Source organism: Synechocystis sp. CACIAM 05 (assembly GCF_010222815.1).
Taxonomy (GTDB): domain Bacteria; phylum Cyanobacteriota; class Cyanobacteriia; order Cyanobacteriales; family Microcystaceae; genus Synechocystis.
On record NZ_CP019225.1, the window covers coordinates 3,307,583 to 3,328,320 of the forward strand.

General features: G+C 48.1%; 18 protein-coding genes and 1 pseudogene. 6 read left to right on the plus strand and 13 right to left on the minus strand.

The genetic code is table 11. The features are described from left to right. Window positions 1-43: 43 nt before the first annotated feature. Complete coding sequence (gene remA, locus BWK47_RS15500; RefSeq protein WP_010874197.1) at window positions 44-313, minus strand: extracellular matrix/biofilm regulator RemA; 270 nt, start codon at window positions 311-313, stop codon at window positions 44-46. 304 nt (window positions 314-617) lie between these two features. Between remA and BWK47_RS15505 the strand changes: the two genes are divergently transcribed. The 4 genes from BWK47_RS15505 to BWK47_RS15520 all read left to right on the plus strand — a co-directional run bounded on the left by BWK47_RS15505 (window position 618) and on the right by BWK47_RS15520 (window position 4,934). Continuing rightward, window positions 618-2,057 carry a cyclic nucleotide-binding domain-containing protein gene (locus tag BWK47_RS15505; protein WP_162329353.1) on the plus strand — a complete coding sequence of 480 codons (1,440 nt, stop codon included), beginning with the start codon at window positions 618-620 and terminating at the stop codon, window positions 2,055-2,057. Between the two features lie 51 nt (window positions 2,058-2,108). Further along, window positions 2,109-2,429 (plus strand): hypothetical protein, encoded by a 321-nt coding sequence (locus BWK47_RS15510; protein ID WP_010874199.1) that lies wholly within the window; start codon window positions 2,109-2,111, stop codon window positions 2,427-2,429. Between the two features lie 42 nt (window positions 2,430-2,471). Further along, window positions 2,472-2,960 carry an SMC-Scp complex subunit ScpB gene (scpB, locus tag BWK47_RS15515; protein WP_162329354.1) on the plus strand — a complete coding sequence of 163 codons (489 nt, stop codon included), beginning with the start codon at window positions 2,472-2,474 and terminating at the stop codon, window positions 2,958-2,960. 285 nt (window positions 2,961-3,245) lie between these two features. Continuing rightward, on the plus strand, window positions 3,246-4,934 hold the full coding sequence (locus BWK47_RS15520; protein WP_162329355.1) for a DUF3352 domain-containing protein: 1,689 nt from the start codon (window positions 3,246-3,248) through the stop codon (window positions 4,932-4,934). Between the two features lie 227 nt (window positions 4,935-5,161). Here BWK47_RS15520 and BWK47_RS15525 read toward each other — a convergent pair whose 3' ends face one another. From BWK47_RS15525 to BWK47_RS15560, 8 genes are all read right to left on the minus strand, one after another. Beyond that, a complete protein-coding gene (locus BWK47_RS15525; RefSeq protein ID WP_020861928.1) occupies window positions 5,162-5,794 on the minus strand; it encodes a DUF2231 domain-containing protein in 633 nt (210 codons plus the stop codon). A 68-nt stretch (window positions 5,795-5,862) separates the two neighbouring features. Continuing rightward, the gene (locus tag BWK47_RS15530) at window positions 5,863-6,351 is read right to left on the minus strand and encodes a DUF2231 domain-containing protein (RefSeq protein ID WP_010874203.1); all 489 of its coding nucleotides are present in this window, start codon (window positions 6,349-6,351) and stop codon (window positions 5,863-5,865) included. 144 nt (window positions 6,352-6,495) lie between these two features. After that, a complete protein-coding gene (locus BWK47_RS15535; RefSeq protein ID WP_162329356.1) occupies window positions 6,496-7,959 on the minus strand; it encodes an NAD(P)/FAD-dependent oxidoreductase in 1,464 nt (487 codons plus the stop codon). Window positions 7,960-8,113: 154 nt separating this feature from the next. Beyond that, a complete protein-coding gene (locus tag BWK47_RS15540; protein WP_162329357.1) occupies window positions 8,114-8,656 on the minus strand; it encodes a fasciclin domain-containing protein in 543 nt (180 codons plus the stop codon). A 124-nt stretch (window positions 8,657-8,780) separates the two neighbouring features. Beyond that, on the minus strand, window positions 8,781-9,932 hold the full coding sequence (devC, locus tag BWK47_RS15545) for an ABC transporter permease DevC (protein WP_162329358.1): 1,152 nt from the start codon (window positions 9,930-9,932) through the stop codon (window positions 8,781-8,783). Between the two features lie 41 nt (window positions 9,933-9,973). Further along, entirely contained in the window at window positions 9,974-11,329 is a 1,356-nt protein-coding gene (locus tag BWK47_RS15550; RefSeq protein WP_162329359.1) for an HlyD family efflux transporter periplasmic adaptor subunit, read from the minus strand. A gap of 96 nt (window positions 11,330-11,425) precedes the next feature. Next, window positions 11,426-12,190, minus strand: a complete 765-nt coding sequence (pgl, locus tag BWK47_RS15555) for a 6-phosphogluconolactonase (protein ID WP_162329360.1) — start codon at window positions 12,188-12,190, stop codon at window positions 11,426-11,428. 18 nt (window positions 12,191-12,208) lie between these two features. Further along, window positions 12,209-14,731, minus strand: coding sequence for a CPBP family glutamic-type intramembrane protease (locus BWK47_RS15560; protein WP_162329361.1), 2,523 nt, complete (start codon window positions 14,729-14,731; stop codon window positions 12,209-12,211). A gap of 637 nt (window positions 14,732-15,368) precedes the next feature. Between BWK47_RS15560 and BWK47_RS15570 the strand changes: the two genes are divergently transcribed. Then, window positions 15,369-15,731 (plus strand): DUF1815 family protein, encoded by a 363-nt coding sequence (locus BWK47_RS15570; protein ID WP_010874211.1) that lies wholly within the window; start codon window positions 15,369-15,371, stop codon window positions 15,729-15,731. 195 nt (window positions 15,732-15,926) lie between these two features. On the opposite strand, the gene BWK47_RS15575 is transcribed toward BWK47_RS15570, so the two are convergent. From BWK47_RS15575 to BWK47_RS15585, 3 genes are all read right to left on the minus strand, one after another. Then, complete coding sequence (locus BWK47_RS15575) at window positions 15,927-18,197, minus strand: sensor histidine kinase (protein ID WP_162329362.1); 2,271 nt, start codon at window positions 18,195-18,197, stop codon at window positions 15,927-15,929. Between the two features lie 27 nt (window positions 18,198-18,224). After that, window positions 18,225-18,668: a hypothetical protein gene (locus BWK47_RS15580; protein ID WP_162329363.1), complete on the minus strand. Its 444-nt coding sequence runs from the start codon at window positions 18,666-18,668 to the stop codon at window positions 18,225-18,227. A 184-nt stretch (window positions 18,669-18,852) separates the two neighbouring features. Next, window positions 18,853-19,602: a phycobilisome rod-core linker polypeptide gene (locus BWK47_RS15585; RefSeq protein WP_162329364.1), complete on the minus strand. Its 750-nt coding sequence runs from the start codon at window positions 19,600-19,602 to the stop codon at window positions 18,853-18,855. A gap of 238 nt (window positions 19,603-19,840) precedes the next feature. Between BWK47_RS15585 and BWK47_RS15590 the strand changes: the two genes are divergently transcribed. Then, window positions 19,841-20,545, plus strand: a complete 705-nt coding sequence (locus BWK47_RS15590) for a response regulator transcription factor (protein ID WP_010874216.1) — start codon at window positions 19,841-19,843, stop codon at window positions 20,543-20,545. Between the two features lie 91 nt (window positions 20,546-20,636). On the opposite strand, the pseudogene BWK47_RS15595 reads toward BWK47_RS15590, so the two are convergent. After that, window positions 20,637-20,738 (minus strand): annotated as a pseudogene (locus tag BWK47_RS15595) (IS5/IS1182 family transposase); the annotation flags it as partial.

The window sequence follows — 20,738 nt, forward strand, 5'->3', positions numbered from 1 at the left end:
AGTTCAGGAGGAGGTCAACGTTAGAGTTCAGCAAATTAACAAATTACTTTTTCGCATTTTCTTTAAAATCCTTATCCACCACAAAACGGTTAGCCACGGTTTCCGGTTGAATAGCCGAAAGAATCACCTGATTAGAGTCCATAATGATCACAGCCCTGGTGCGTCGGCCATAGGTGGCATCAATTAACTGACTACGTTCCTTGGCATCGCTGATAATCCTTTTAATGGGAGCGGATTCTGGACTGACAATAGCAACAACCCGATTGCCAGAAACAATATTGCCAAAGCCAATGTTGATTAGTTGAATTTCCATAGATTAGGGTGGATGGGAAATGGGAGGAGAGGGGGAAATGATCGCTTAGGTATTTATTAGAAGCAATGGTTAGCCTTTAAGAGTAAATGACTGTTTGTTCCGTAATTTAGCTAACTGAGTTAAATTATGGCCAATTTCAGCCTATCCCTCCTTCTACTTTCGACTTTCAGGGGTTTTTCCGCGTCTATCCAGAGATAGATTAATCCGGAAAATTAGGACTAACCAGCGGATTTATCGTCAAATTGCCCAATATTTCCGGTTTTATCCACGGAAACTTCCCTTTGTCAACTTTCATGGAATTTTCATGCCCTTTGTTGCCATTGCTTTCGCCAAAATTTTTGATACCCTCGACGCCACCACCCTAAGTTTTGGGCGCACCCAACTTTCCCTCTTGGATTTATTCCAGTTGGCCCTATCCGCCCTAGCCATATTCGTTTTAACCCACTATCTCAATCGAGTTTTACGGAGCATTGTTCTACGGCGTTTTATTTATGAACAAGGCATCCGCTACATTGTGGCCAATTTGTTGAGCTATGGTTTGGGTTCTTTTTTGTTCATTGCCATGCTCCAAACCAGTGGCATTAACCTCTCTTCTCTCACGGTGGTGGGGGGCACCCTTGGGCTAGGGATTGGTTTAGGTCTGCAAAATGTGACCCGTAATTTTGTTAGTGGGGTAACTCTGCTGGTGGAGCAAAAGGTCAAAATTGGCGACTATATCCGCTTTCAGAACATTCAGGGTTATGTGCGGGAAGTATCCACCAGGGCCGTGGTGGTGGGACTCAAGGATGGCTCCAAAGTAATTTTGCCCAGTAGTCTACTGATCGAAAATCAGGTGATTAACTATCATTACGAAACGCAAACGGTGCGTTTGACCGTGGCCGTGGGGGTGGCCTATGGCACTGATCCGGTGTTGGTGACGGAAACCCTTTTGATGTGTGCCTATAGCCAAGCCTGTGTGGTCAAAACTCCCCCGGCCCAGGTGATTTTCCAGAATTTTGGTGACAATGCGTTGGAATTTGAGCTTTGGGTCTGGATTGAAGAGCAATACATGGGCCAGCATCCGGAAATTCTTAGTGCCCTACGCTACACTATTTGCTTTTACTTTAAGCGCAATGGCATTGGCATCCCTTGGCCCCAAAGGGAACTCTGGCTTAAAAATCCCGAGGCGATCGCCAAATATTTTCACCCGGATTTGGATTTGCCCAGCCTGTCTGACCCAGCGCCCCAAGAACCGACCATTTCCCTCAGTCAGGTTTTGAAATCGAGTGACTATTTCAGTGGCTTAAACGAGTTAGAAATTCGCCAGTTGGTGGAAATTGGCCAGTTACAATCCCTGCAATCGGAGGAGGTGCTTTTTCGGGAACGGGATCCAGCCGATGGCTTTTACATTGTCATTTCTGGGCTGGTGGAAGTCTATACGGAGAAACTGGGTCGGGTGCTGGCGAGTTTGGGACCCGGTAGTTTCTTTGGTGAATTAGCCTTGATGCTGGGCATTCCCCGCACTGCCTCGGTTAAAGCTAAGGAAAAATCTCTCCTGTTTGTGGTGCGATTTCCCCAATTTGAACAATTGCTACAAAGCAATCCCGATTTCCGTGAAGCTATTATCAATGCGTTGGGGGAACACCAAGGGGAATTAATGCGCCGCAAAGAAGAACTGGCCACCAAGGGTCTCCTTACTTTGGAAGAGGAAGATAGTAATATTATGAACTGGGTGCGTAAAAGGCTCCAGCGGCTATTTGGTTAGGTACTGAAGACCACGGACGGACAATTTTTACTAATTATTCCTGAGGTTATTATGGGCAATCGATCTCGTTTTGGGGCATTGACATCCCTTGGTTTAATCGTTGTTGCTCCCTTGGTTCTGATTCTGAGTCCCAATTTTTCGGCCATGGCTACGGAACCCACCCAAACCCAGCTACAAACGGCGGCCAAACTTGTTTGCCAAGCTTTGAGTGAAGGTAAATCCCCCGATGTGGCCAGGGATGCCGCTAGGGCCTATTTAATCGCCGAAGTGGGTAGTCGTGATTTGCTAAATGCCGATAATGTTCGCCAAAAACTACGGCCGGAAGTGATCAAGCAATGCCCTGGCCAAGCGATGAAACTCATTGGCCGCTAGACCTTGCTAACAAATAAACAACCTCGATAATTTGTCCTGCTAATGCGTCTTGCCACCACCATTGAAGCGATCCTTTATCTCCAGGCTAAACCAGTGGCGATCGCCGACTTGGTCAGCATTAGTGGTCAGGAAAAGGCCTTAGTAGAGGATGCCCTGATGGAGTTGATGGAGGACTATGCCCACCGGGACAGTGCCCTGGAAATTGTGGAAACTAACCAGGGTTACAGCCTGCAACTCCGGGCCGCCTTTCAACATCTGATCCAAGATTTTGTCCCCGCCGATCTCAGCACTGCTAGCCTCCGTACCTTGGCGGCGATCGCCATTAAATCCCCCCTACTGCAAACAGACTTGATCGAACTACGGGGCAGTGGAGCGTACCAACAGGTGCAGGAATTGGTGGAAACGGGTTTTGTCCGCAAAAGAAAGCAAACGGAAGGACGCTCCTATTGGCTGGAAATCACCGACAAGTTTCACCAATACTTTGAGATTGATAGTTTACCGCTGGATTTTGCTGAAAAAAAAACAAAATAAGTCCCCCAAAAAATATTCGATCTTCTTAAACCCATCCCTAAAAACCAGTTTCGCGCTTGATTGTTATCGGCTGAATCCCACAATTGCCGATAGATATGATTGCTGGGAAACCCTGGGCTGCGGACTAGAGACGGGAGGTTAACTTTGCGGAACCTGTTTCAGACAGCTTTTCCTCACTAGCTTTACCCCGAAACTTTTCCCGCCAAAACAACTAAAAAGATCGGGCAAGGCCGCCGACAGCCCCGATAATGGGAAGGAATTGTCGCAAGAGGGTATCAGTCCGTTGTGAAACCCCGTTCTTTTTTCGTTCTACTGGCCGCCGTTGCAATTTTTTTATTGGCTTTAGCTGGCTGGGGTACTGCCCTGGTACTAGGCCACAGTCCCCTTAATTTAGCCCAGGGAGGGGTGAGCCGTAGTCCCATGGCCCCAGGGTTAATTCCTGGCCAGTCACCCATTATGGTGTCTTTGCTGGTTAATCCCGAGCGCCTGGAAGCCTTTACCCAATTGGCAGTTAATCCTGGGCGGCGGCGTCGATCCCACCGGGAGTTGGCCGAGTTGGAGCAGAGTTTGCTTGCTAAAACGGGGCTGGATTATCGCAAAGAGGTGAAACCCTGGTTAGGGGAGGAAGTTACCCTCGCGGTGACGGATTTGGATTACGACCACAATGGGAGCAATGGAGCCCAACCGGGATATTTACTGGTGGTCCACAGCCAGGATCCAGAACTGAGTCGGGAATTTTTGCAACTGTCCTACGCTACTGCGGCGATCGCCGGAGATACGGATCTGGTGTTTGACCGTTACCAAGGAGTCAAAATTACCTATAAGCACCCCGTTAACCCAGTGCCCAATGGCAATTTACTGGCCAGTGCGGTGGTGGGGGACTATGTTTTATTTGCCAATCATCCCCAGGTGTTGCGCCAGGCGTTAAATAGTTTGCAGGCCCCTTCCCTCAGTCTGGCCCAAACCGAAACTTATCAACAGGCCCTGGCCAGTTTAGATAACCCGAAATTGGGCATAGTTTATGCTAATTTTCCTGCCCTTGCCGCTTGGCTTGGCCAGCGACCTGCTATTGATAAAAATTCTGACCAAACGGCGATCGAACAAACTTTAACAGTGGCTTTATCTCTCCAAGCTCAGGGATTGGTGGCCCACACTGCTTTGACGGGGGTACCTAGCAATAACCCAGGGGAAAAGGCGGAAAATGTAACTGCCATTAAAACCAATTTAGTTAACTTACCTCCCAGCAGTAGCTTGGTAATTAATGGTCAAAACCTAGCCCAACAATGGCAACAGTTGGCCACGGGTTTAGCCCCCCATAGTCCTTTACAACAGGCATTAAGCAAGTTAGTTCATGATTGGCAACAGCCCCTAGGTTTAGATTTAACCACTGATATTTTTCCTTGGGTGCAAGGCGATTATCAATTAATCTTTTTGCCCAAAACTAATCCGAGCCAAAATGATTGGGTATTTGCTGCCCAGGACTTGGATACCGCCGCCACTGACTTAGCTTTAGAACATCTAGATCAATTGGCGATCGCCGCTGGCTACCAATTATCAACTTTGGACCTGGATGGGCAACGGGTATTGGCCTGGACTAGCCTGCAAACCTTGGCAAAGCAGAATATTACCAGCCTACAAACCCAAGTTAGGGGAGTTCATTGCCGAGTAGGCGATCGGGTAATTTTGGCCAGTTCCCTCGAAGCTTTATCCCAAGTGTTGGACCAAACCAGTCCTTCCTTGGCCGATCAACCGGAATTTCAACAAGCATTGTCCACCCTGCCAGGAGACAGTTACGTTTACCTCGATTGGCAGAGGGGAGAACCATTTTTTAGCCAACAATTACCCGTGCTGAGGGTGTTGGAGTTATCGCTCAAACCTCTGTTTAAAAATTTACGATCCCTAACCATTAATCAAGAGCCCGGCTCCACTTCCATTAGCAACAGCACTATTTACCTGAATCTGGGGGTTGATTAGCTTGGGGAAGTGCTCTCGCCATCTGAATTGGGAGCAAAGGTTTAGAACCTGTTTTAAAAGCCCCCCTGGCCCCCCAATTTTGGGGAAAAGTGAGTGAAATTCCCCCAGTATTCCGGTCGATTTAGGGGACGCAATAAAATTTTCTAAACACGTTCTTAGGGAAATTTTCTTTGCTTTGATCGGATTAGCCTTGTTCCACGCCTTGGTCAAACTTTGCCAACCAACCTTCAAAGATCCATACCTCCCTCACTGAGCACCACATTGGGATTTTCCCCCATGCGGAGGATATGAGCCGCCGTATTGTGTACGCCAAATTCTGCCCCCAGTTGGGCCCCCAGGGTGCCATGGATGGCCATATAGGCCATGAGAAATAGGGCAAAACCGAGATAGGCCCAGCTAACTTCATTGCGGCAATTGGTGCGCCAAACAAACCGTTGATAGCCACGCCAAATAGTTGTGCCCACCATCATCGCCAGTAGCAGGATGCCCCCCACGCCATGGAGTAACATGGTAGTGCCAGCGCCAATGCCCCAATCGCTGACCTGATTTGTGGGAGGTTGGGCCAAAAGAATTTCAAAAAAGCCCGCCGCCACTGTGAAAAAACTAATGAAGGCACCGGCCACGGCATTGTACCAACCCACATCAAAGAAGTTTTGGCGTTGGGCGGGAATGGCAAACCCTTTGAGAATTGGCCGCTCCAAGGGGAAAAATACGCCCGCAAAATCAAAAATTAGGGCAATGATGAATAACCCCAGACTGAAATGAACCAAATTGGGATGGATGGGAAATCGGTAGGGCAGACCATTGGTGCCTAGCTGGAGGCCAATTTCTTTGAGTTGGTCAATCAGGGAAGGGTTCATGGTGCGCTAGATTTCCTCAGTGAAAATGAGATGGGGGGTAAAACTTCTATTTTGAAAACTTGTTAAGACTAGGGAATAATGCCGTCTTTGGTTGCTTGGACTACGGGTAGGGTGTGCAGACCATAAACCCAATCCACCAGGGAGCCGAGGAAGATTTGGATGCATACTAACACCATAAATACAGTGGCTAGCATGAGGAAAGGCAGGCTGGTTTTCAGCGGATTTCGTACCCTCAATACTCCCCGCCAAGCCGTTAACCCTGCCAAAATGGCCGACAATGACCAGCCGTTGACGGTGTGCCAATCCAATGCCGGTTGGGCCGCCGGGTAGGGCATGGCCAGGGCCGCTTCAAATTCCCCAAAAATTACCGCAAAAAAAATGGCGATCGCCGCTGTGAGCCAATTCCACCAAGCGACTTCAAAGAACCTAGGCTTTTTTTGGAGGTAGCCCACCAGTTCACTAATGTAGGCAAAGAAAACCATGCCAATGACAAAGTGGACAATGATGGGATGGAGGGTATCGGGGTAGGGCAGATTTTGGTCATTGAGGGTGAACATGGGCAGGTTCCGCAAAGTGGTTGGGTTTGGGGGCTGAAGTTAATAGTTGCCGGTGTGGTCAGGTCAAGAACAGATTTAAATACAAATTTAGCTAATTTAAAAACTAATAAAAAATTAAAAGTAATTGGCCATAGGTTAACCCCCCTACCGATTCATACCGGGGCTAGGTTGGGGGACGAAAGGAGCCCTTTCCCTTTCCGGTGTTTTGAAGCCAAGGTACAACAGGACGATAAAAATCAGGGGCGCAATGATGGCGATCGCCCTGATGCCCTGGTATTCCTGTCGTTGGGCCGGGGTCATGGCGGCCCATTTTAGTTCCTGGGCTGTGGGGGCGTGGGGACGATGGAAACGGTCGATGGTTTCTTCCGCTAGCCATTGGGTGGTGGATTTAAAGTTATGCAGGGGGGTGGGCAATAGCTCCAGATAGGTAGCATTCCGCAATAAATCCCCTGCCTTGCCTTGGATGCGTACCCGGTCAAATAAATTGGCCACCCCATTGTTCAAGCCCAACTTCATCAATGTGCCCCGCAGTTGGGGATCGGGACTAACCAACGGTTTACCATTGTGTACCGCCATTAAATTTTTGGCGATCGCCGCTCCTTGTTGGTAGGCAATCTGGGCCAGGGCGGGTTTGGGATTATCTTTTACCGTCACACAGTCACCGGCGGCAAATACCTGGGGAAAACTAGGCAATTGCAACGTACTGGTTACTAAGGGTTGCCCATGGCGATCGAGTTCCTCGGCGGGAATTTGTTCCTTGAGGGTTTTAAGTAAAGGATTAACCGCTGTACCTGCGGTCCAAATGGTGGTGCCAGTGTCTAAGTGGCGCAATTCCTCCTCTCCAGTTTCCACAAATTGCAAACTTTCTGGGGTGACACCTTTAACCCCCACTCCCAACTTCAACGTCACTGGAATAGTTCTAGCTTGCAACTCTTCCAGGGCACAGCGCTTGAGCCCGCTATTGGCATCCCCGGCCAAAATTCCCGGCGCATGGTTCACTAGGTAAATCTTTAAATCATTGAGATCCCCACCCATGGGCACGTACCAACTGGGCAATAAATCCGCCAAGGTAGCCGCCATTTCCACCCCCGCCGGGCCGGCCCCCACGATCGCCACCGTCAATAATCTTTCCTTTTCCGCTTGATCTGCTGTGGTTAACGACTTTTCTAAACAGGCTTTGAGATGATCCCTAAGGGCGATCGCCTCGGCTTGGGAGCGGAAAGCAAAGGCGTATTCTTCGGCTCCTTTGGCTCCTAAGTAGCCCTGCACTGACCCCACTGCCAGCACCAAATAGTCATAATGCTGTTCTTGGCCAGAATCAAGTACTAACCGTTTTTCCGCCAATTGCAGATCCACAACCTTGGCTTGGACTATATCAATACCGCTATTAACCAACAATTTTTCGTAACTGGGACAAACCACCGACTCCGGTAACTCTTCGGTGAGCAACTCGTAGAGCATAGGCTTAAAGACAAAATTTGCCTGGGGTTCCACCAGGACAATGGGGCCGGCGTGCTGATGATGGCGCAGATGGAGAGCAGTGAATAGTCCAACAAAACCACCACCGACAATCACTGTTGTTGCTGAATCAGACGAATTAATGGCCACAGTTTTCCATCCCACTGCCGAACAAGTTTCACTATGCCCCGAGGCACTTCCCCTGTAAAGGTAGCATGCATGCAAAAAGTGGGGCCAATTTCCTGGAAACTGGAACCCCACTTAACAAAACTTAGGCCAAAGATCTTAGATTGATTCGGACAGATTACATAGGAGGCAGAATTACTTGATCAATGACGTGGATCACACCGTTGCTGGCATCCACATCGGCGGAAATGACAGTGGCTTTGTTAACTTTCACTTTGCCGTCTTTGACTTTGAAGGTGAGATTCTCCCCAGCTAAGGATGCCACTTCACCGGATTGAACCTGGGCAGCGGTGATTTCGCCGGGCACCACGTGATAGGTCAAAATTTTCACCAATTTATCTTTGTTTTCAGGTAACAAAAGACTTTCTATCGTACCAGCGGGTAGAGCGGCAAAGGCTTCGTTGGTAGGAGCAAAAACGGTAAAGGGGCCCTCAGCGGATAAAGCTTCCACTAAATCAGCCGCTTTGACTGCTGCAACGAGGGTACTAAAAGTTTCATTACCTGCGGCGACTTCCACAATGGTCATGGAGGAGTCCGTGGCGGCTTGGCTAACTACGGCAGGTTTTTCGGTGGTCTCCATTTCCGCCATGGCAACGGTGGGCATCCCCAGGGCAAATCCGGTCAGAGCGGTAAAAGCGACAATTTTAGCAGCGGTTTTCATAGCAATGTTTCCTAGTGAGAAGACTGTCCATCGCTATTATGACAAACTATAAAGTTTTGTGAATAAATGTTAAGACAAAATCACCACTGGCACAAACTGAAAAATTAGAACAAGATAAGTAAGTCTAGAAAATATCCGCTGGATCTGCAGCCCGCAAACGCCCCACGGCGATCGCCCCGGAAATGCAACACATGGCAATGGTCATAATTAATACAGTTAATGCCCTGGCCGTGGTCATAATCAGGGGCAAACCCGTGGCCCGGGCTGTGTTGGTGTAGAGTAGAATCCCCAACCCAAAACTGGGTAAAAAGCCAATCACTGCTAGCAATAGGGCTTCTTGGAACACAACTCCCAACAAATAGCGATCGCCGTAGCCAATGGCTTTGAGGGTGGCATATTCCGGCAAATGGTCAGAAACGTCGGTGTAGAGAATTTGGTAAACAATGACGGTACCGACAATGAAGCCCATAGCGGTGCCCAAACCAAAGACAAAACCAATGGTGGTGCGGGTTTGCCAATAATTTAATTCGTATTGGACTAGCTTTTCCTTGGTGAAAACCTGGACATCCCCCTCGGTTAACTCTTGGCGGATTTCCTCCGCTACTTTTTCCGGATCAGCACCGGGTTTGAGTTGCAAAATACCCGCATCAATGGAACTACGGTCCCGATTAGGAAAAAGACGGAAGAAATTTAAGTCGCTGGTAATTAACGTCCCATCCGCCCCAAAGGAGGAACCAAGGGTAAATAAACCCTGCACCTGGATGCGGCGATTACCCACTTCGGTGAAAACTTGGCCATCGGCTTCTAACAGAGCTGGTACCGGGCCAAATTCTTCCCGGGAATCCTGGTCAAAGAGGAATACGTCGGGGCGCTTAATCAGATCTAAATTTTCCTCTACCCCCGGTAGATTAATAGGATTGTTAACGGGGTTAAAACCCATGATGTAGATCTGGCGGCTGACTTTAGTTTCCGGGTTTTTCCAGCGGTTGATGTCAATGTAGAGGCTAGTGCCATCCTTAACAGAGGCGTTGCCCATGGCCTGGTATAAACGGCGGGCTGCAAAAGGGGTGGGGTTAACAAAGGTGTCCGTTTGGGTGCTGAGAATAAATAAATCCCCTTGCAAACTTTCAGGCACCCGGACCGCACTGTCAAACAAGGCATTTTTGAACCCCAGTTGCATAAAAATCAGCACATCGGCAAAGGCAATGCCGGCGATCGCCGCCAGGAGTCGCATCCTTTCATGGAATAGCTGGTGCCAGGCAAGGGAAATTTTCATCTACTAATGTACTGATGGATAAATCTTTGGTTGATTGATTGTTAGTTGGGGGCAGAAGGGGGAGCGCTGTCGGGTTCAATTTTGACCACCACTTTGGCGTTGCTCAAGCCGGCCACGGTTTTGCTGGCGCTGGGGCTGAGGGCAATTTTTACTTCCACCACCCTGGCATCAATGTCGGCGGCGGGGTCGGAGTCCAGCACATCATTTTTGCCAATTCTCAAACCAATATTGGTAACTCGCCCTTCCAATTCACCGCTAAAGCTATCGTTTTCACTACGCACCCAAGCAGTTTGACCTAGTTCCACCCGGCCAATGTCATTTTCATACACTTCCGCCACCACAATCATTTGGGAGGTAATGCCGAGATCGAGGATGCCATTAGTATCACTAACTTTTTCCCCTGGGCGAGTATAAATTTTTAACACCTGGGAATCCACCGGAGCCCGCACCAGGGCAGTGTCCAACTCAGCTCGGGCTTCCTGGAAACGGGCCATGGCCAAATTCAATTCCGCCTGGGCTTTTTGCACATCCACCGGACGAATTTCGGCAATTTGAGATAGGGTGGCCCGGGCCGATTCCCTTTCCAGCACCATGGTTTGGGCGTCCTTATCTCGGACTGATTGCTGTTCCCGAATTTGTTCTTCCAAAGTAGCTTCGGTTTTCATTAGCCGGGCCTGAGCTTCCCGCAAGCGCTGGTTGCTGGTTTCCAAATTCAAACGTCGCTGTTCCCAGTCCGCCATGGCGATCGCCCCATTTTCGGCCAAACTGCGATAACGACGGTCATCATTGGCCGCTTGATTCACCTCCGCCTGGAGGCGATCAATGGTGGCCTGTTGCTCTAACTTTTCCCCTTCCAACTGCTTAACCAAATTGGCCAGGGCGGCTTGGTTGACAGCAAAATTCTGTTCTAATTCCGCCTGGGCTTTCCGGACTTGGGACTCCTGGGCAGCGATTTCTCCCCGTTTGGCACCGGCTTCAATGATGGCCAAATCTGCTTGGGCTACCCGAACCGATTCCTGGGCAGAAACCACAGCGGCGGCTTTTTGTTCGTAGGAATCCAGCACTGCCACCACCTGGCCTTCTTTGACTTTGTCCCCTTCTTTGACTAATACTCTGGCTACCTTCGCCCCACCAAAAGAACCGGGGGAAGCGGAAAGCTTAATAATTTCCCCCAGGGGAGCAATGCGTCCCAGGGCGGCCACGGGCTTGTCTTCTGGAGCTTGGGTTGCGGGAGAAAGGGCACTGGAAGCGTTATCCTCCCCTTGATTGACCCCGGAACGGAGACTGTAAAAAATTATGCCCCCGGTGAATAAAACCCCCACCACCATGGCCAAAATGATCCAACGGAGGCTATGGTCAGGGTTGGTAAGTTGTCCAGTCCTAGTGGATTCACCCATAAAGCAAAAAGGGCCAATAGCTTGAAAATGCTAAATGGATTGTAACATTTTGATACGAGAGGATTCAGGGCACGGGGACACAGTTATTGCTGGCTTTCAAGGGCGTAGATTTTCCCCCGCCTGTTGGTCCAGAAGCCAGATCAGTTCCCCCTGGGGCTGGATAAACCGGGCTGGATATTGCTTGGGGTCGGCTTCGGGGGCAAAAATTTCCCCTAATGCATGCTGCTTACTGGCCCCTGCTACGAGAAAAACTACCGAACGGGCTCGGTTAATCAGGGGAATAGTAAAAGTTAACCGGGGTTGGCCATCTTTATTGCCCACCGTAATTAGGCGATCGCCAACGGTCAGGGCAAGGGTATGGGGAAAGAGGGAAGCCGTGTGGCCGTCATCCCCCAAACCTAAAAGGATTAAATCAAAGGCGGGAAAATGTCCTGCTTCCACCTGGAAAAAAGTGGCCAACTCATTTTCATAGACCTGGGCATCCTGTTCCGCATTGCCAGCGGTGGTTGGCATGGGATGAATATTTGCTTCGGGAATATCCACCTGGTCTAACCAAGCTAAGCGGGCCATGCGTTGGTTACTGTCGGGATGGTCTACGGGAACATAACGTTCATCCCCCCAAAAAACATGGATCTTTTCCCAGGGGAGGGCTTGGCGGGCGAGGGCTTCATATAACGGTTTGGGGGTACTGCCTCCCGATAGGGCAATGGTGCCTTGACCCCGCTCGGCGATCGCCTTGGTAATGCGGGTAGTGACACAGACTAGGGCCCGTTCAATCAAAATTTGCTTATTTACCAACACATCCACTTGGGGAACCATGGAAACCTCTCGGGAATGGACAATCTTGTTTTTCCCCTCCATATTGAGGGGATTTCTCCGTTAGGCAACGGAATTGTTGAATTTCTTTAACTTCTTAGGCGCATTATCGGCCAATTTGCCGTAGCCCCCGAGGGCCATGAGCCAGACCGTCACCACTAACCAATGGAAAATGGCGATTAACCATAGGGAGCCACTGTGCCAATAAATCGCTGTGGTAGCGATCGCTAGTAAACCGGTGAGACTGAGGAAAATGGGTTGGAAAAATATATTTCGTCCCCTGGGATAAAACAGCAGGGCATTGAGGGGATGGTAGACCAAAAACAACACTAAACTCAGCACCATGGCCCCCAGCGTTGGCCAAAACAAATTCAGTTCCGTGGGATAGGGCAACAGCATAACCCGAAACACCAATTCTTCCCCCAGCGCCGGCAGAAAAAACAGTCCGACAATTGATTTCACACTGCCACCGAGGGATTGGCCCCACCATTGCCATTGCAAAAAGCCAAATTTAAAGCCCAAGGTCATGGCGATCGCCCCGTAGACGACAACAGCGATCCCGAAGAATTGCCAATCCTGGGGCCGGGGTAAAAATACTGTGGCGGCCAGAATCCGACGGGCAAGGGCGGAGAGAACAGGCACATCGCCAAAAATACCAGTGGGGGCCAGGGGTAAAATTTCCGGCATCGATCCTCCCACTTGGTTGGGGCGCATAAACCAAAGCTGAGCCCCCTGTTCCAAGAAAATTTGGTTGAGAATATCCTGATTCAACCGGGGCAACATGGACTGCCAACTGAGCAGAGCATTGGCTAGGGTATTTTCCTGGATGAAATCGTATTGATTGGTGGGATTATCCGGATCTAAACCTGCCAGGGTGGCGGCATTATTTTGCCAATCTTCCCTCGTAACGCCCCTGGGTTTTAGCATCGTCAACAGGCGATCGCCTAATTGCTGTAGCCGTTGGAAACGTTGGTTTTCCGGGGAATTGGCATGCTGGGCTAACCAAGTAATAATTTCCGGGCTATTTTGCACTTTCTGCTGTAGACCAACAATTGCCAAGTACAGAGCTTGGTTAGAATCCTGTACACAGGAAGCCGCCGGACTGACCCCTGCATAGCCAGTGCCATCCCCCGTTCGGTAGCGGGCCATCATGATTTGCAATTGTTTTTGCAACTCATCCAGGGGAGAAAGTACGGAGCCGCCGAAGTTATAGTCCTCCAGCACATCCAGCTTGACCACCACATCAGCAAAAGGACGGCTCTGAATCCAGCCCCGCTGCAAATTACCCGCGTAGTTTTCCCATGTTTGGGAACCGGCAATGATGCCCTGGGGATTATGGGCATAGACCTGGTAGTAGGGAATTTCCCACTGCAACTCCTCCGTAAAGGGATCCCGGATAACTTTGGGCAAGCTAAAGGAAAAATGCCCCGTCACCGTACCCAACATAATTTTTTCCCCCAATTTCCCCCCAATGCCGCCAAATAGATGCATTCCCAACAGGCGATCGCCTTCTTGCCATTGCCCTAAAGCTACTGCGGGGGAATCACTGCGGGGATCAACTAAAACCTTTTGGGCTGTGCCTTTGCGAGCAGGGGTATTCTGCCAGTTTTGGTGATTAATATAGTCCCGACCGGGGCCGAGGCGAAAAATTTGTTCATCGGGTTGCAATTGCACCAAGGACCGGGGTTTGAGGGATTGCACCGTAAATATGCCATCTTTACCCTGGGCGCCATAGACGTACCAACCCGCCTGACCCACGGGAGAACTAGCCAAATCCCTGGGGGTGGACATAAACCGATCGCCATTGAGACGAGGCTGTTGGGGAATGCGAATGGTTTCCTGGGGCCCGTCAAACTCTTTACTGCCAGGGTTGTAATGTTGCACCAGCATCAAATCCGCTGGGCAGGGTTTAGTTCCAGGGCAATCCTGCGGTATGGCATTGGCGGGGGCATTGGGAGCAGGGCCAATAATTTTCACTAGGGCTTGATAGCGTCCCGTGACCATTTTGGGCATGGTGGCCAGTTTAATTTCGGCTTGATTGCCCAGAGGAACATTAACTTGGGCTTGGTCAAACCGCACCAGCACATCGTCCACGGGCCTGGCTCCAGCTAAAGATTGCAAAGGCCCCACCTGTGATCGCCCATTTAAACGGTTGGGCAATAAATTTCCTGCCTGTTCACTCTTCAAAGCGGCAGGGGTAAAATTTACATCCGTGGTCACTAGTTTGAGGTATCTGTCCAAATCAGCATTGCTCTGCCAGGTGAGACGGAGTTTTTGTCCCACTAATCCCTCTTGGATAGAAGGCGCTTGATACAGTTCCAACCAAACCCAATCTCCTGTGCTGGCTTTAGTTTCTTCCACCGTCGGCAGGATTAAACGACCCAACCACTCTCCCAAAGGCCGATAATACGCCTCATCTAAATTCTGTTGCAGAGGATAATAATCTACCTGGTTGGCGGGCAACTGACTGCTAATTTGATAATCCGGGATGCGGCCAGAGGTTTCCTGCGGTTGAAACAGCGTAGCTAGGGAAATCACCACCAGAGCGGCGATCGCCACCAATACTATCCAGCGCCATTGCTTCATCTGTGGACCGCCCTAAAAATTGCCATAAAAAAACACCTGGGGCGTCTTTCCTTGTTTCGACTCCAGATGTTTTTCTAATTTCCTCACACCTGTCCTAAGTATAAATCACCAACGGGGATTGTCAAGGCTTCAGACCTGGAAAAAAACTTAATTTTCAAGAAACTTTGACCTAAAGCAGAACTCCGAAGCTTTTTCCATCGTCCTTCGCCGTAGATCGTGAATTTTTTCTAAGATTTTTTAAAATTCTTCAATCAGGGTTTCCCCTGGCCCAGCACCACTCCATAGACCAAAAACAAATTCCCCACTCGGATTGTTTTCGGTTAAGAGTTGTATAAAGGCCATCGCCATTTTAATAATCACGCTAAGATCACGGAGGATTGGCAAAAAGCCTAGGCTGATTGGTGACTTTTTTGGACAGCAACAACACTTCCCTGGATTGGCTTTGCCTTTCCCCATCTGACAGTGTAATTGGTTGATTATTTCAGTGGCCCGGCCGATGGATAACTACCATGGCCCGACCGAGCGGGATTTCGAGACCAGTTTGAACAGTATTAAATTAGCCTTTCCGGACAAGGCCTCTGTGAAAATCTTAAAAAAGTATTAAGATTTTAAAAGCTAGCTTATTTTCGGAGGAAATGTGTTTACTCGACTTGCCCAGCAACACCGCGATTTCGTGAAGGATTTAGTCATGAGCTTGAGGGCTTTGGCCACTGTGCTCGAAAATCGGGGCTACATTGCTTCTTGCTACACCTGTGGCGACCAACTCAACAGCGCCTCCTTCATGGTGAGCTTGGGGGAAAATCATCTGATCCGCTTTTTGGTATCGGACTACGGCATCACCTGGACAGAAATGCGGGATGACCGAGAATTAATGAAATTAGAAGGGGCCGAGGCGATCGCCCAATTGGAAGAACTGGCCAATGTGGTCAAATATTGCCTAGCAGATGCCCCGAAAGGTGGCCGCAAAAAGCGCAAAACTGCCCAACTACAACTAGTCTAGGGCCCTTGCCATAACCCCCGATAGCGTGAGTTACCAGGAAATTCCCGCTGATAGTCCCCTGTAAAGCAAGGGAGCTGGAATAGTTTGTTTTACCGTAGGGTGTTGGCTCCCCTGCCGGCCCTAACTGTGGAAAGTGAAATGCCCACGCCGAACCTAAAATTAGAGTTTGGGACTTGCCGTGATACATTTCTATGCCTAAGCTCGGGGCAAATGGTTATAGCGTTTTAAACAGATAGTGACCGTCGTTCCCTGGCCAACTGCACTTTTTAACAAAATACTTCCACCGTGTAAGTCGATACATTTCTTGGCAACCATTAAACCGAGTCCTGTTCCTGCAATATTTCTGACGTTTTTGCCCCGATGAAAGGGTTCAAAAATTTGCTTTTGGTCCTCTGGCGAAATGCCAATGCCCTGGTCGGTGACTTCAAAAATAATCTGTTCCGAATCTAGGCTTAGGGCAATTTTAATCCGCCCTCCCCCGGGAGAGTATTTAATCGCATTAGATAACAGGTTAGATAAGATGGACCGCACCAACCTTTCATCTACCAATGCCTTCGTATCTTGAGCGTTGCAGATAAAGTCAAAATAATATTGGTCACTGACACTTAATTGAATTTCTTCGATAAATTGCTGGAACAATAACTTCAAATCTAACCAATTAGGATTAAATTCCAATTTGCCCGCTTCGGCACGGTTAATGATTAAAATATCATCCAGGAGCTGTACCATATTTTTCACGGAATTTTGAATACGGTGTAGGTTCCGGCTACGCTTATCGGGATCAAGCCAGGCCACTTCAGAATTTTCCAGTAATTGGGCAGCAGCTAAGGCCGTACTGAGGGGAGTACGAAATTCATGGGAAGCCATGGAGAAAAAACGAGTTTTTAGGCGGCTTAATTCTTTTTCCCGTTCTAAAGCTAGGCGGACTTCCTCCGTGCGTCGGCGCTCAGTGACATCCCTTTGCACAGCAATCCAATGGGTGTAAAAACCTGTTTTATTGGCAACGGGCACCAGACTAAATTCCACCCAAAACTCACTGCCATCCTTACGATAATTAATCACTTCAACGGTAACTGATTGCCATTGACTAATGGCTTGCCGCACTCTATCTAATTCAGTGCGACTAGTTTTTGGCCCCTGTAAAACTCGGGGGGTTTTGCCTAGCATTTCTTCAGCGGTATAACCGGTGATTTTAGTAAATGCTTCATTGACATAGAGAATTCTCGGCCCGGGATCATCAATGGGCTCCGCTTCCGTAATCACCACCGCATCATTAGTATTAACCACAACGGATTGTAGCAAACGAATTTGTTCTGCCTGCCGCTTTTGCTCGGTAATATCGGCGACAACCGCCACCAATCCGGCAATGTTTTCTTTACTATCCAATAGGGGAGCAGCGGAAATGACAATTTCAATCCAGCTACCATCTTTTTTTTGACATTTTAATTCTAGGCTAGGGGAAGCCATGCCCGATAAAACTTGCTGTTTAAATTGCTGATAATCTTCCAGCAAAATGTTAGACGTTAATAATTCTGGATGGGCAATAATTTCTGTTTCTTTCCAACCGAAAATACGTTCCGCCGTAGGATTCCAAATCTGAATTTGGTCTGCTAAATTAAGAGTAAAAATTCCCCTGGGGGAGGCGGCAATCAGGGATTGTAGGGTGTGGTTGGTATGGCGAAGGGCGGCTTCAGTTTTTTGTCGTTCACTGATTTCCACCCTTAGGGATTGATTGGTGGCGGCAAGTTCTTGGGTGCGTTTTTCGACTCGGTTTTCCAACTCTTGATTGAGTTGCTGTAATTGCTCATATAATTCCGATTGTTGAATGGCGATCGCCACCTGATTGGCTAGCTGTTTCATTAACTCCACTTCCCACGGTTGCCATGGCCGGGTAAAAGCACATTGATGGGCAATTAACAGCCCCCAAAGATAGGGAAATTCTGATTCATTATCTAGGGAAGAAGCACGATTATGTTGAAGAATGGGCACTACTAATTTTGATTTCACGCCAAATTGTTTGACGAAATCAGCTAGGCAAATCTCTATGTCATCCTGGTCAATGTCATTAATGGCCCGTACTTTACCTTTGGTGTAGGCTTGATGGTATTCAACGGGAAAAACTTCATCGGAAAAGGTCCGCCCTAAAATACTTGGATAATTGGCATTCACCGATTCCGTAATGGCGCTGCCCGTACCATCTTGCCAAATGCGATAAATTAGAACTCGATCAACTTGCAACAGGGTTTTAACTTCAGCGACGGTGGTATTTAAAACCGTTTCCAAGTTTAAAGATTGGCGGATATGTTGGGTAATTTGGTTAATATGGTTAATAAATCGTTCCCGTTGGGTTTGTTGCTTGAGGCTAATTTCAATCCTGCGGCGTTCTTGGTTGTATCTATGCCATAAATAACAGGCCATGGCGATCGCCAGAAAAACAAATTCGATTGGAATTAGAAATTTGCCCATATATTAGCGAATCCCAGTAGAAAAACCTTACTTAAAATATTTTTGTTTGGCGATAATTTTCATGACTTTTAACAATAAAGCTAAATCTTGATCCTTGGCAAAAACGCCGTCAATTTGGGGCAGGTAACTGCGAGCTTGTACCGTGATCTGACTGTCGGCACAATCCGTAATTAGTAGTAGGGCCGGCGGCTTAGCAGACAATTTTTTAATAATGGTCACTAAATCTAAAGTAGCTGAAATATCAATTGCTTCATATTTAATCCCGCAACCAACTAGGATGGAATGATATTCTCCAACGTCAACATTGTTAAACAAAATATCTTGGAAGTTGATAGCAGAAATTTCAAAACTTGGACATAAAAATCGCTTGACTGATTGATACCACTGCCGATCCATTTCTAGGATACCAATTTTTGCCTTCGTTTTCTTGCAGGTCAGGGCAGAGGCTTTTTTACCGGCTAGTTTCAACATTGGAGTCTGGCCTCAAATACAAAGTCTGCAAAGTCTCGAAATATTAAACCAGAGAATAAATAATTAAACGCCAAAATATTTCTAGCAAAAACCCCAGTTATTAAACCGCCTAAGTCCCCCAAGAAAGGGGGATATAACGGTATAGATTTTGTCAGCCTTCAGCTTGGCTTTACCATCAAAAAAACTACAATCCAATAATGCCCCAAGCACTAAGGGCAACGGCAATTATCCCTAAACTGACTAACGCCCCTCCGACGTAAAGCACGACTTTCCCTGCTAGATAAACCCCGGCGGGATAGGGTTGCTTTTGCCATTCCCAACGGTAAGTTAACGGAGCTTGGTTGCGGAAGTAGCCGATCGCCTCTAATTTTTCCCGATGATCAGCACCGTAACGGGGCATCCGGGCAAAAGGTAACTCACCACTAATCCGTTGGGGCAGAATGCGCCGCCGTTGATAGGGCACAGTATCGTAGCCAAAGTTTTCTAAATATTCTTGACTATTGAGCAGTTCGTTGATGAAGCCAGGTAACCCTTTGGTGGCGATCACAATGGACCAAGCAATTTTTTCTTCTTCACTATAAACATCTCGACCCAGTAATCGTTGAATACACATTTGTGCAAAACGATAATTATTATTTACTTCAAAATTGCGACGACGAAAGCTATCCGAAAGAGCTAGACCACGGATAAAATCCCGCACGGTAATTTGCTGATTTTTTAATTGGGATTCTAAGGCAATCTGCCGATTACTTTGAATCATTTGTTGCTCGTTGAACACCTGACGATAGGCTGCGGCGATCAGATTATCCATGGCAGAGGGAGAAAGGGTGCCCTCCGTGGTGAAAATACGAGCGTGTTCATCTCCAGAGACTTCGTAGTTGGTAACCCGTTGATTCTGACTAACGGGAGCATAGGCAATTAAAGGCAGTGTCATAGATAAAGTTAGTAATTAAACTTAAAAGTTGTTTAATGTCCAGCCAATGACTGGTATGTGTTGGCATTAAAAATGCGATCCTAACAAAGTAAAATTGAAGAAAAGGGGGAGAAAATCGTAAAGAAATCGGAAAGTTAGCTGATGCGACTAAAACTGTTACATTTCGCAACATGAATTAACCCAGACCTGTTCACCCCTTCAGGTAAGCTGAGGTTGATAGAGAAAAGCACAATGGGCTATGAGAATTCTTTTAGTGGAGGATGATTTGCCGCTGGCGGAAACCCTTGCTGAAGCATTGAGTGACCAGCTTTACACCGTTGATATTGCCACTGACGCTTCCCTCGCTTGGGACTATGCCTCCCGACTGGAATATGACCTCGTTATTTTGGATGTGATGCTACCGGAGTTGGACGGGATTACCCTCTGTCAAAAATGGCGATCGCACAGTTATTTAATGCCAATTTTGATGATGACAGCCAGGGATACGATCAATGATAAAATCACGGGCTTGGATGCGGGGGCGGATGATTATGTGGTCAAGCCAGTGGATTTGGGGGAGTTATTTGCCAGGGTGCGAGCTTTGTTGCGTCGGGGTTGTGCAACGTGCCAACCAGTTTTAGAGTGGGGGCCAATCAGGTTGGATCCAAGCACCTATGAAGTTAGTTATGACAATGAGGTTTTGTCTTTGACCCGCAAGGAATACAGCATTCTGGAATTACTACTCCGCAATGGCCGTCGGGTGCTAAGTCGGAGCATGATTATCGATAGTATCTGGAAGTTAGAGAGTCCCCCAGAGGAAGATACGGTTAAGGTGCATGTGCGGAGTTTGCGACAAAAATTAAAAAGTGCCGGTTTATCAGCAGATGCTATTGAAACGGTCCATGGCATTGGGTATCGTCTGGCCAATTTAACGGAAAAATCTTTGTGCCAAGGGAAAAACTAGCCCTGAAAACCATGGTTACTCATGCAAGAATCCGTTCACCCGTTCACGCCCCTTTCTGAGAGCTAGTTTCTAAGAAAGTGTTTGAAAAGTTTTAAGCAAGCCTTTGAAGCATGAGATGAACCATGGCAACATAGAGCATGGTCTCACTGGTGGTAGGTAAATATTCATAATCCTTGCTTAAACGACGATAGCG